Raw genomic sequence first — 12,348 nt, 5'->3', positions numbered from 1 at the left:
GGTCAGTCTTGTTTCGATTCAGTGGAGAAGGTCGCGGCGGTCGGGGCCATGCCCGGCGGCGTCATGCCGGGCGCCATCGACAGCAGGCGTTCGATCTGGATCACGGCCATCTGCTGGTCGTATTGCGCGGCGATCAGTTCGTTGCGCGCGTTGCGCAGCGTGCGCTGGGCATCGATGACCTCGAGGATGCCGCGCTCGCCGTAGCGGTAGGCCGCCTGCGCGACCTGCAGCGCGTTCTCGGCCTCGCGCACGATGCCGGACTCCAGCGCGGTGACCTGGGCCTGCGTGATTTCCAGCTGGCGGTACGCCGACTCGAGCTCCTGGCCCAGTTCGAATTCGCGCAGCTCGTAGGCATTGCGCGCCTGCGTGGCCTGCGCGACCGCCTCGCCCACCGGCCCCTTGCGACGGTCCCACAGCGGAATGGTCAGCACCAGGCCGACCTGCGAGACGCTGTTGTCGGGTTCGCGCGTGGTGCTGGCGCGCACCGCCAGCTCCGGCAGCCGCAGCGAGCGCTGGTAGTCGACCGCCAGATTGGCGCGCTCCAGCTCCATGCGGCGCTGGACCAGTTCGGCGTTGGCCGTGTTCAGCCGCTCGCGCATCACGGCCAGATCGGGCACGCTCGGAAGCTGGCCCAGGCTGCCCGCCAGCGCGAACTTCGGCGGCAGCGCGCCGCCGACCTGCTGGCGCAGCGCCGCCTTGGCCTGGTCGACGCGGTATTCGGCGCTCTGCAGCGACTTCTGCGCGGCCAGCAACTCGGTCTCGGCACGGATCAGCTCATAGCGCGGCGCCTCGCCGACCTCGACGCGCAGGCGCGCCCGCGAATGGACCTGCTTCATCATCGCCAGGTCTTCCCGTGCCGCCGCCAGTTCGCTCTCGCGGCGCAGCACGCCGTAGTAGCCGGTTTTGACCCGGCCGGCGAGGTCGGCGTAGAAGGCCTGCAGACCGGCTTCAGTCGCGTCGAGATTGCGCTCGGCGATCGAGCGGCGCAGGCTGCGTTGCTGGGGGTAGTCGAGGCGCTGCGTGATCGAGAAGCTGGGGGCGTTTCCCTCGGCAACGCCGGCCTGCCGGCCGCGCAGGCGGCCGTACATCATTTCGACCTGGGGATTCGGATAGGCGCCCGCGCTGGTGACGGCGGCGCTGGCGGCGTCCACGCCGGCATGCGCGGCGACCACGCCCTTGTTCGAGTTCTGGGACAGGGAAAGCAGTTGCTCCAGCGAGAAGGCATCGGCGGCAAAGGCCGACGACACCCCAAGCGAAAGCGACGCTATCAGGGTAAGCGTAGAGATCTTCATGGCAACGAGAAAAAGCCGGACCACTGCATGCCGGCTTCGCGCGGACGGCGTTACCGCGACAAGCACACGGCCCACGGCGGCGAAGGCCGCGAGCAAGACACGCAGATAGGAGGCGCGGCCGGTCCGATACGGGACTGGACCGGCGCGTCAGCGATCAGGCAGTGAGGATGGGGGGCTTGAACAGCGCCGCGGGCAGTGGCGGCGCGCGACCGTGGCGAGGCGGAGAGACATCGCCGGAAGGCAGTTCGAGCGGCGCCGTCGGCAGGGCGAACAGCGCGCTGGATTCCTCGATTTCGTCGAGCACGTCGGGCGGATCAAGCAGATCGGCCGACCAGATATTGCAGTAGCCTGGCGAGGGCGCGGATTCGACGACGTCGTCGGCATGGATGCCGTCGTCGCCGGGCGCGACGATGCGGCTGCCGTCCTCATCGCTGGAGAGCGTGCGGGCGGCCACGGCGGCAACCGCCGCCATGCTGCAAACCAGCGGTCCGACCCGCATCTGGCCGGGACCGAGCCCCGCCGCCGCGTCCAGACGCGTGCCGGCCTGCGCTCCAAAGGAGAGCAGGAACAGGCAGCACGCGATCAGAAAGGGCAGTAAGGCTCGCATCAAGGGGAAGTTGGCGTCGGTATGCAGGCAAGCGCACGACGCCAGGAATATGACGGCTGGTGCCCTGCGTAATAAGACGCAAGAGCGGCATTGTAACCGAATGCAATCGCATGGACAGGGTTAGCCCTAGGTTGTTCCCGAAAACGTGACGATCTGGATATCGGGCGGGGTGTTCCCCCCGCCCGTTCCGACCGATTTGCCGCCGGATTTGCCGCCCGATTTGCCGCCCGATTTGCCGCCCGATTTGCCGCCCGATTTGCCGCCCGATTGCGCCCCACCGCGCCCGATCGGCGCCCGGTCCGCGCCCGACTTGCGCCCGGCCTCTGCCCCGCCTGCTCCCCCGGCTTTCGCCAGTTCGGCCGGTCAGGCCACGGTCCCGCCGACACCCGGCGCGGGTGCCAGCCCGACCTTGCCCGGCGCCGTCTCGTCGCGGTCGGCCTCATCGCCACCCGCCTTGTCCAGGTCCATGCCGGTGGTTTCCGGCAGCATCAGCGCCGCGAACACGACCAGCGCGTACCCGGCCCCGGCGACGATGGCGATGGCCAGCGGCAGCGAGGTCCGGCCCGAGCTGAGCCAGCCGACCGACAGCGGAAAGAAGGAGCCGATCACCCGCCCGAGGTTGTACGAGACGCCGTAACCGGTCGCGCGGATATCGTTCGGATACGACTCTGAGATGGTCGCGCCGATACCGGAGAACACGCCCTGCATCAGCACGCCCAGCGGAAAACCGAGGAACAGCATCGACAGGTTGGAAACGGGGATCACCATATAGATCAGCGCCATCGCAAACGCGCCGGCGGCGAACAGCACATAGGTCGGCCGCCGTCCCAGGCGGTCGGTCGCATAGGCGCCCGCCACGTAGCCGACCAGCGAACCGAGGATGGTCACCGCCAGATAGGAGCTGGTGCCGAACACCGACAGGCCGCGCTCGGTCTTCAGGAAGGTCGGTAGCCAGGTCGCGATCGCGTAGTAGGCGCCGAGCATGCCGCCCGACAGCAGGCTGCACAGCACGGTCTTGCGCAGCAGCGGCCGCCGCACCAGGCGGCTCAGTTCATGCCACGCCGAGCCGCGTTGCGCGGCGCGCTCGGCGCGCGTCTTGACGAAGACCTCGGGCTCGTCGAGGTTGCGGCGCAGATAGAACACCACCAGCGCCGGCACGATGCCGAGGAAGAAACAGACGCGCCAGGCCGTCTCGGCCGGAAACAGGCTGAAGGTCAGGCCATAAGCCAGCGCCGCCGCGCCCCAGCCGAATGAATAGCTGCTCGCGGTGAAGCCAGAGTATTTGCCGCGGTGCGCGGGATTTCGAATCATCTCGGTCACCAGCACCATGCACAGCGACGACTCGCCGCCAAAGCCGATGCCCTGGATCATGCGGAACAGCATCAGCTGCTCGGGCGAATTGGCCAGCCCGCACAGGAAGCAGGCAACGGTGAACACCACGATGGTCCAGCGCAATACGCGCACGCGGCCATAGCGGTCGGCCAGCATGCCGGCGCCGATCGCGCCGATCAGCGACGACACCAGCGTCCACGTGACGATCGCCCCGGCGGTCGACTTGCTCATCTGCCACTGCGTCAGCAGCGTCGAGATCAGGAAGGAATAGATCATGAAGTCGAACACGTCGACCGCATGACCGAGGAAGGCGCCGTAGAAACCCTTGCGCTCCATCCGCGATAGCTCTTTGAACCAGTCCAGCATGATCGTCGCTCCTTGTCAGTGTGGGGCATCGTGGCGGCGTGTTGCCGCGTGGTTGGCCGCGTGGCGTGCGAATTCGGTGGGGTGGGATGCCGGGCGAGTGGCGTGGCGCGTTGCCCCGCGTCCTCGGCCGTTGCCTCGTGCGTCCTCAGCCGGGCGGAGGCCGGAAGCCGAAGCCCGCCGCCTCCAGAAGACTGGCGAAGCGCAGCGAGGTCAGATCGCGGTAGCGTCCCGCGACGATCTGCACGCCGACCGGCAGGCCGCTGCTGCCGGGGCCGATTGGCGCAACGGTCGAAGGCAGCCCGCACAGGCCCGAATGGCCGGCCCAGAACAGCTGCGTCGTCATCGGCTGCGGCTTGCCGTTGACGTCCAGATGGCGCTGCCACGGCTCGCCGGCCTCGTCCAGCTCGAAGGCGGTCGTGGCCGCCGCCGGGCACAGCAGCACGTCGTAGTCGTCGAAGAAACGTTGCCAGGCCAGGGCGAAGCGCTCGCGCGCGTGTTGCAACAGCAGCCAGTCCCGGTGGCGCAGCGTGGCGCCGGCATGCTGGAGCACGGCGTAACGCGCATCGTCCGGGGATGCGGCCGCGGCCTGGTCCAGCGCCTCAGCAAACGCGCCGTCCGGCATATGGGCCGAGGTGGTCGCGCGCAGCAGCAGCACGTAGACGCGCCACAGCTCTTCGGCCGCGAATGACGGACGCACATGCCAGGCGACACTGGCGCCCTGCCCTTCAAGCCAGCGGCCCAGCCCTTCGATGCAGTCGCTGACTTCACGGTCGGCCTCGGCCTGCGGGTGCGACGGCAGCACCGCCACGCGAAATTGCGCCAGCGTATCGAGCCGGCACGGCGGCAGGGCCAGGCGATAGGCCACCGCATCGGCGCCTTCGGGACCGGCGATGGCGTGCAGCACCAGTTCGAGATCGCGCGCGCTGCGGGCGATCGGCCCGGCCACGTTGATGTCCTGCATGCCGAACGAGGCCGCACCGGTGCCATGGCCGCTCAGCGGCACGATGCCGTGGCTGCTCTTGTGCGAGAACACGCCGCAGTAGTGCGCGGGATTGCGCAGCGAAGAACCGATGTCCGAACCGATGTCGAACAGGCTCATGCCGGCGCAGACGGCCGCCGCGCTGCCGCCCGACGAACCGCCCGGCGTGCGCGACGGGTCGTGCGGATTGCGCGTGGTGCCGTAGACCGCGTTGTAGCTCTGCCAGTCGCGCAGGCCGAGCGGCACATTGGTCTTGCCGATCAGCACGGCCCCCGCCTCGCGCAGCCGCTGGACGACGGTGGCGTCACGACCGGCGACATGCTCGCGCAGCGCCGGATTGCCGCAGATGGTCGGCCAGCCGGCCACGTCGAACGATTCCTTGATGGAGAACGGCACGCCATCGAGCGGCCCCAGCACCCTGCCTTGGCGGCGGCGCGCGTCGCTGGCGCGCGCCTGCTCGCGCGCGGCATCGAAATCGGCCAGCACGATGGCGTTCAGCAGCGGATTGCGTTCGGCCCAGGCGGCGTGGCACAGATCGAGCAGTTGCTCGGCGCTGGTGCGGCCTTCGGCGAGATCGTCGACGGCCTGCCACAGCGGGCGATAGCGCGCGTCAGATCCGGCGGTTGCCGTTTTAGGGCGCGGTGGAACGCCGGCGCGGGCGGGAATGGACGGGGACGTTGGCAGGCTCACGTCGGCTCCTGTTCTTGTTGTTGCCTGTTGTTATTGCCGCGACCCTGACGGCAGCACCCGGCCTCTCTGCTGGAGTCCTGGGTTTGTGCTGCGTCGGTATACTATATGCAATAGTTTAGGGCGCACCAAGGTTCCCCGGCATTGGCGGAAACCCTCGCACCGCCGGTGCGCCCCAGGCGCGGGCGGCGTCGCGGATGCGCTTTACGCAAGAATCGGCCCAGCGGGACGTGGGCCACCATGCGGTGCGCCGCGTTGGCCGAGAGATGGAATCGCTCCCGGACGAATGCTTGGCGTCGGGAGAGCGGCGTCGGAGAGCGGCGCCAGGAGGGCGGAGTCGGCGGGGCGGGTCAGCAGAGCCGAATCAGGAGAAGGAAAAGAAAAACCGCCCCGGAGGGCGGTTCGGGCGCTGCCAGCAGCGCTTTGCCGGTACGTTGGCGCTTATGCCGGGCGATGCCCGCAGCCCGCGCGGCCGAACAGGCACTGCACGAAGCGCAGCACATCGGCCGCCCGCAGCGGGATCAGCGGCGTGGCATGGCGGACGGCATCGCGGGATGCGTAGTGGCGCAGCAGTTGCTGGCCGACCGGGGTGTCCAGGTACGACGCCCGGGCGGTGGTGTCGCGGTAAGTCATGGTCTTTCTCTATTGCGTTTACAACGGTTGACAGTATACACAAATTTTGTGCATTGCGCCATGACGGTGCGGCGGCACGCCCCGAAGCCGTGCGTGCACGCGATGCCGTGCCCATCTACAGCGGACCGCAAGCAGCCGCGGACCAGCGCATGCGGCGCCGCTACCGTGGTGCGGCGCGACAGAGAAAACCGAAGGGAAGGAGAAGGACCGGAGGACTTGTCCCGGTGTCAGACGTCAGGCGTCAGGCCTGAGCGTGAGGCGTGAGGCGTGAAGCGTGAGGCGTGAGGCGTGAGGCGTGAGGCGTCAGGCGTGAGGCGTGAGGCGTGAGACGTGAGGCGTGGGGCGTGGGGCGTGGGGCGTGGGGCGTGGGGCGTGGGGCGTGGGGCGTGGGGCGTGGGGCGTGAGGCGTGAGGCGTGAGGCGTGAGGCGTAAGACGTGAGGCGTCTGGCGTCAGCCGTCAGCCGTCAGCCGTCAGGCGTCAGGCGTTCAGCGCCCAGGCTCAAGCAGCGTGCTGCTCGCCCACCGGCAGCTCGGCCGCCTTGGCCGCGCTGTAGACATGCCGCGCGGCCAGCAGGGCTGCGAGATCCGCATCGCCGGCGATGACCGCCTGCAGGATCTGCGCGTGTTCGTCCCAGTTCTGCCGGGCGCGCACCGTGTTGGCCGGCCCGAACAGCACCGCGGTGCGCTCACGCAGCGAGCGCATCATTTCCTGCAGCACGCTGTTGGCGGCGATATTGCCGAGCACCTCGTGGAAGCGCGAGTTCAGTGTCAGCAGTTCGTCCGCCTTGCCCTGCGCCGCCGCCTCCATGCCCTGCTGCAATACCGCCTCGAGTTCGGCGATCAGTCCCGGATCGCGCCGCTGGGCGGCCAGCTTGGCATTCAGCCCCTCCAGCGTGGCGCGCACCTCGACCATCTCGCGGACGATATCCGGCGACAGCTTCGCCACCGAGGCGCCGCGGCGCGGTTCGATCAGCACCAGCCCTTCGCTCGCCAGCGCCCGCAGCGCCTCGCGCACCGGGATGCGGGACACGCCCAGCTCCGCCGACAGCTTGTTCTCGACCAGCCGTTCGCCGGGCGCGTAGTCGCCCTTCAGGATGCGCTCGCGCAGCTTGTCGGTGACCAGCGCGAACAGCGGCGAATGGCTGGCGCCCAGGCTCACGACTTCCTGATCGGGCGCGGCGGAAACGGAGGGGCGGAGGGACATGGCGGATGCGAGGCGATCGGATTGGACAGCGCGATTTGGCGGGACCGTGGCGCGGTTTGGTGGCGCCGCGGACGGCACCGGCCGGTGACACCGGCTGGTGCAAGGCCCGCACCAAAGGCTGGCGTTATTGTATACCAGCAACCGAGCGAAGCGGCGCGGTCGCCGCTCTTGACGATCACCGGCCTTCTCAGTCCCGCTGGAACGTGAAACTGTCGGCGTAGATGTGCTCGGTGCTCGCGCCGCGATCCAGGAAGGCCTGGCGCGCGTCGCGGATCATGTCCGGCGAGCCGCACAGATAGATCGCATGCTCGGACAGATCGCCGAGATCGTCGACCGCGGCGTGATGCACATAGCCACGCCGGCCCTGCCAGCCGACGCCGCCACGCGACAGCACCGGGACATAGCGAAAGTCGTACAGGCGCTCGGCCCAGCCCTCGATCTGCTCGTGCAGATAGAGATCGCCCTCCTCGCGCATCCCCCAATACAGGGAGACCGGCGGGCAATCGGGATCGTCCATCAGCGATTCGAGGATCGCCTTGATCGGCGCGATGCCGGTGCCGGTCGCCACCATCAGCAGCGGGCGGTAGTCGCGGGCGCGATAGAAGAAGTTGCCGTGCGGCAGCTCGACCTCGACCGCATCGCCCGGCGCCAGGCCCGGCAGGATGCGGTCGGTGACCGCGCCGCCCGGAATGCGGCGGACATGCAGTTCGATGCTGCCGCCCTGCGGCACCGACGCCATCGAGAAACTGCGGGCCTGCCCCTCTGCCGCGATCAGCTTCAGGTACTGGCCGGGCCGATAGTCCAGCGCCGCCTCGAGATCGGGCACTTGCAGCCGGACCTGCAGCACGGTCGGCGTCAGCGGGCGAACCGCCTCGATCCGCGCGCGATGCCGCATCGGCTCGGCGCAGGCCTCGTCCTCGCGCGCGGTGCTGATCACGAGATCGCCAACCGGCTGTGCCTGGCAGGCCAGCGCATAGCCCGCGGCCGCCTCGTCGGGCGCCAGCCCCATCGGCTCCTCCTCGTAGCGGACGTCGCCCTCGACCAGCTTCAGCCGGCAGGTACCACAGCCGCCCAGCTGGCAATCGTGCGGCAGCGCGATGCCGGCCTTGAGCGCGGCCTGCAGCAGCGTTTCGCCGCGCTCGACGAAGAAGGCCTGCTGCGTTTCGAGGATCTGGATGCGGTGAGACATGATGCGTTCCGAATAGCCGGTTGAAAGAGGCGGCGCGCGTTCAGCGCGCCGTTCAGCGCCTGGCTCAGCGCCTGGCTCAGCGCTAGGTTCAGCGCTTGATGTCGGCCTGCACCACCACCTTCAGGTCCTGCGGTGCCAGCAGTTCCTGCAGCGCCTGCAGCGCGGCGAGGCCGGCCTGCGTGTCCTGCTCGCCGTTGCCGCCGCTCAGGCCGATGCCGCCGATCACCTGCTCGTTGACGACGATCGGAAAGCCGCCGACGAAGGCAGCGAACTTGCCCTCGAAGCTCCACTGGATGCCGAAGGCCTCGTTGCCCGGCAGCGCGGGCCCGTTCGGCGGCGTCGTGAACAGGTGGGTCGAGCGCTTGTGGCCGGCGGCGGTAAAGGCCTTGTTCCACGCGATCTGCGGCCCGGTGATGCGGGCGCCGTCCATCCGCTCCAGCACCAGCGGATAGCCGCCCTCGTCCACCACGCAGATGGACTCGAGCACGCCGATCTCCTCGGACTTGGCGATGGCGGCGGCCACCATATGGCGCGCTTCGCGCAGTTCGAGCTTGATGGCTTGTTTCATGCGATGTTCTCCTGGTCGATGTCGCGTTGCGATGCTGCGATGCTGCTGCGCTCACAAGCCGCGGTAGACGGTCTTGATCTGGGTATAGAACTCGAGGCCCGTGCGGCCGGACTCGCGGAAGGTCGAGGTGCTCGAGCGCTTGAGCCCGCCGAACGGCGCGTTGACGAGATTGCCGGTGGTGGTGCGGTTGATCTTCACCGTGCCGGCCTCGATGTCGGCGGCGAAGCGATGCATGTAACGCGGATTGCGCGTGACGATCGCCGCGGCCAGGCCGTACTCGGTGTCGTTGGCCTTGGCGATCGCATCGGCGTAGTCGCTGAACGCGATGATCGCGATCACCGGCCCGAAGATCTCCTCTTGCGCGATACGCATCTGCTGCGTGACGTCGGTGAAGACGGCCGGCGACACATAGAAGCCGTTGTCGTACTCCGGGCCGGTCAGCCGCTCGCCGCCGCACAGCAGCGTCGCCTCGGACTTGCCGATGTCGATATAGCGCAGCACGTTGTCGAGCTGGTTGCGCGTGGCCAGCGGGCCGAGGTCCATGCCGGGCGTCAGGCCGCTGCCGATCTTCAGCGTCTTGACGCGGGCCAGCAGCTTCTCGGTATAGGCCTCGCGCACGGACTCGGCAACCAGCACGCGGCTGGTACCGGTACAGGCCTGGCCGCTCAGCGAGAAGCCGCCCTTGATCGTCAGCTCGACGGCCTGGTCGAGGTCGGCATCCTCCATCACCAGCAGCGGATTCTTGCCACCCAGCTCCATCTGCGTGCGCGTGGTCAGCGGCACCGAGCGATGGATCTGCTCGCCGGCACGGGTCGAGCCGGTAAACGAGATCGCGCGCACCGCGGGTGCCTGCGTGATCGCGGCGCCCACGTCGGCGGCGCTGCCGGTGATGAAGTTCAGCACGCCCTTGGGCAGGCCCGCGTCGATCAGCGCCTCGGCCAGCCGATAGCCGCTCAGCGGCGCATCGGACGACGGCTTGAACACCACCGTATTGCCGGTGATCAGCGCCGGCGCGATCTTGCGCGCCGGGATCGAGATCGGGAAATTCCACGGCGAGATCACCGTCGCCACGCCCAGCGGCTCGCGCTGCGTGTAGACGAGCATGTCGCCATCGTCGTTGGGGAACGATTCGCCGGTGAAGGTCTGGCCCTCGACGGCATAGAAGCGCAGCGTCTGCGCCGAGCGCAGGACCTCGTCGCGCGCGAGGCTCAGCGCCTTGCCTTCCTCGCGCGTGAGTTCCCGCGCGATGCTGTCGGCATTGGCTTCGAGCTGTTGCGCGGCGCGGTTCAGGATGGCCGCGCGGCGGCCGATCGGCGTGTTCTTCCAGCCGTCGAAGGCGGCAGCGGCAGCGGCCACCGCGGCCTGGCCATCTTCGGCGGCGGACGCCTGGAAGCGGCCCACCACGTCATGCGTATCGGCGGGATTGATGTTGTCGAAGGTTCGGCCGGACTGGCACGCGGTCCATTCGCCATCGATGTAGTTGTAGAACGGTTCCATCTGTGCGGCGCTCATCAGGCGGTTAGGGGAAGAAGCGCGGCGCCGCGAAGGCGCCGCGCGCGGACCGGGCGATCAGGCCGCCAGTTCGAGCTCGGGCAGCGGCAGCTCGTGCGCGACATAGTCGTAGTACAGCGCGGTCGTATAGAGCAGCCGCATCTGTGCGCCGATCTCGCAGATCTTCAGGCAGCGCCGCTGCAGCTCGGGCGTATCGGCATGCTCGAGCACGATCTGGTAGCCGCGCTCGCCGTGGATCTCGTCCGAGACGATATGCAGGTCGAAGAACTCGACCTCCTCGTCGGTGAACTGGTACTTCTCGCGCAGCGTCGGCGTCTGCTTGCGGTAGATCGACGGCACCTGCGACTCCAGCCCGACCACCAGGCCGGCCACCGCGACGATCGGGTCCTCGCGCATCGCCACCGAATAGCACCAGGCCTGCAGGCCGCGCGTGGTGGGCGACATATTGTCGGGATCGATCACGCGCTCGCGCGTGGTGCCGCAGGCCTCGGCGAAGCGGATCAGCAGGTCGGTGTGGCGATCGCCGCCGATTTCCTCTTCGTACATATTGGCCAGCAGGAAATCCTTGGCCTCGGTATACCGATCCGGCATGCGGGCGTAGATATAGCCCAGGTAGTCGGCGAACGGCCCGACATAGTGATAGTGGTTCTCGGCCCAGCGGGCGAGGTGGGCGCGGCTGAGCTTGCCGGTGGCCCAGGCCTTGCTGAACGGCGCCTGGTTGGCGCTTTTGCCCTTGATCGCTTCTTCCAGGGCGGCACGGAATTCTTCTCGGTTCATCAGTTCGGCCATGTGGGGCTCCTTGTTGGCTGACGTTCGGAATGGGTTGGATCGGGCGGATCGTTCGCTCGATGTTTGTATACTATATACACTTAGGCTGGGCGGACAAGGTCCTGCGGAGGTTTATTCATCGGGGTTTACCTTGGTGCGGTGGTGGCCGTGCGCGGGGAAGCGAAGGCAGCGCGGGCAGCCGGCGTCAGGCCGCGATCGTGGCGCCGGTTTCCGCGGCCGCCTGCAGGCGCCGCCATGCCAGGCCCGCCAGCGCCACATCTTCCAGGCCGACGCCGACGGACTTGTAGATGACGATGTCGTCGTCGCTGCGCCGGGGCTGCGTCCGGCCCAGCACCACGTCCGCCAGCTCGATCAGCTTCGCCTCGGGCAGCACGCCCTGCCCCGCCATTACGATGTCGCCGGCTTCGCGCGTGGACTGCGGCTTCCACTCGACGACCACCGCCGAGGCGCGCGACAGCGCCACGTCGTCCAGTTCGCGCGTATGCGGCAGGCTGGAACCGATGGCCGCCACGAAGGCCCCGGGCTTGATCGCCTCGCCCGAAAACAGCGGCGTGGTCGAGCGCGAGGCCGTCACGACGATGTCGGCCTCGCGGACCGCGGCTTCGGCCTCGGTCGCGATCACCGGGATGCCGCAGCTCTGGCTCAGGCGCTCCGGCATATCGGCCGGCGCGTACGGGTCGCACAGCAGGATGCGCTCGAGCGGCAGCGCGGCGCTCAACTGCCGTGCGTGGGCAGCGCCCTGCGTGCCGGCACCGAACAGCGCCAGCGTGCGCGCGTCGGGCCGCGCCAGATGGCGCGCCGCGACCACCGTGCAGGCGGCGGTGCGCAGGCGCGTGATCGCGCCCGCATCGAACGAGGCCAAGGGCCGGCCGTCCTCGGTCGAGAACAGCAGGATCACGAAGGAAAACTGCCCGTCGATGGTGGTGTAGACCTTGCCGCCGGCCACGCCCTGCTCCGGGATCACCGCGCCCAGCGTCGACAGCTTGACGCCACCGGCCTCGGTGCGGATGCGCTGCTGCATGGCGGCGCTGCCCTGCCCGAAGCTGCGGAACGCTTCGAGCATGATGCGTTGCACGTCCTCCGGTGCGACGTGGCGATCGACCATTTCGTCTGTGATGTGCTGCATCGGGTCTCCTGCGATGGTGGATGGATGAAGTTGGAATGAAGTCGGAGTCGGAGTCGGAGTCGGG

Annotated in this window: 11 protein-coding genes; all 11 read right to left on the bottom strand. The window is 68.5% G+C overall.

What is annotated here, in order from left to right:
- Positions 1 to 2: 2 nt before the first annotated feature.
- The 11 genes from AC6EI8_RS01630 to AC6EI8_RS01580 all read right to left on the bottom strand — a co-directional run bounded on the left by AC6EI8_RS01630 (position 3) and on the right by AC6EI8_RS01580 (position 12,284).
- Complete coding sequence (locus AC6EI8_RS01630; protein WP_149319960.1) at positions 3 to 1,292, bottom strand: TolC family protein; 1,290 nt, start codon at positions 1,290 to 1,292, stop codon at positions 3 to 5.
- A 154-nt stretch (positions 1,293 to 1,446) separates the two neighbouring features.
- Complete coding sequence (locus AC6EI8_RS01625; protein ID WP_149319959.1) at positions 1,447 to 1,899, bottom strand: cobalt-zinc-cadmium resistance protein; 453 nt, start codon at positions 1,897 to 1,899, stop codon at positions 1,447 to 1,449.
- A 363-nt stretch (positions 1,900 to 2,262) separates the two neighbouring features.
- The gene (locus AC6EI8_RS01620) at positions 2,263 to 3,597 is read right to left on the bottom strand and encodes an MFS transporter (protein ID WP_149319958.1); all 1,335 of its coding nucleotides are present in this window, start codon (positions 3,595 to 3,597) and stop codon (positions 2,263 to 2,265) included.
- Positions 3,598 to 3,742: 145 nt separating this feature from the next.
- A complete protein-coding gene (locus AC6EI8_RS01615; RefSeq protein WP_498381094.1) occupies positions 3,743 to 5,266 on the bottom strand; it encodes an amidase in 1,524 nt (507 codons plus the stop codon).
- Positions 5,267 to 5,704: 438 nt separating this feature from the next.
- Positions 5,705 to 5,896, bottom strand: a complete 192-nt coding sequence (locus tag AC6EI8_RS01610) for a hypothetical protein (protein ID WP_149319957.1) — start codon at positions 5,894 to 5,896, stop codon at positions 5,705 to 5,707.
- Positions 5,897 to 6,395: 499 nt separating this feature from the next.
- The gene (locus AC6EI8_RS01605; protein WP_150082386.1) at positions 6,396 to 7,100 is read right to left on the bottom strand and encodes a GntR family transcriptional regulator; all 705 of its coding nucleotides are present in this window, start codon (positions 7,098 to 7,100) and stop codon (positions 6,396 to 6,398) included.
- 187 nt (positions 7,101 to 7,287) lie between these two features.
- On the bottom strand, positions 7,288 to 8,289 hold the full coding sequence (locus AC6EI8_RS01600) for a 2Fe-2S iron-sulfur cluster-binding protein (RefSeq protein WP_498381093.1): 1,002 nt from the start codon (positions 8,287 to 8,289) through the stop codon (positions 7,288 to 7,290).
- An 88-nt stretch (positions 8,290 to 8,377) separates the two neighbouring features.
- Positions 8,378 to 8,857 (bottom strand): GlcG/HbpS family heme-binding protein, encoded by a 480-nt coding sequence (locus tag AC6EI8_RS01595; protein ID WP_006575728.1) that lies wholly within the window; start codon positions 8,855 to 8,857, stop codon positions 8,378 to 8,380.
- A gap of 51 nt (positions 8,858 to 8,908) precedes the next feature.
- Complete coding sequence (locus AC6EI8_RS01590; protein ID WP_149319988.1) at positions 8,909 to 10,354, bottom strand: aldehyde dehydrogenase family protein; 1,446 nt, start codon at positions 10,352 to 10,354, stop codon at positions 8,909 to 8,911.
- Between the two features lie 72 nt (positions 10,355 to 10,426).
- The gene (locus AC6EI8_RS01585) at positions 10,427 to 11,158 is read right to left on the bottom strand and encodes an iron-containing redox enzyme family protein (protein WP_498381092.1); all 732 of its coding nucleotides are present in this window, start codon (positions 11,156 to 11,158) and stop codon (positions 10,427 to 10,429) included.
- Positions 11,159 to 11,342: 184 nt separating this feature from the next.
- On the bottom strand, positions 11,343 to 12,284 hold the full coding sequence (locus AC6EI8_RS01580) for an ornithine cyclodeaminase family protein (RefSeq protein ID WP_265634545.1): 942 nt from the start codon (positions 12,282 to 12,284) through the stop codon (positions 11,343 to 11,345).
- Positions 12,285 to 12,348 lie beyond the last annotated feature (64 nt).

The sequence above is a fragment of the Cupriavidus sp. R6-3 genome (genome assembly GCF_059772245.1).
Note: the sequence above shows the minus strand (reverse complement) of the source record. Positions and strands in the feature narration are given on the sequence as shown.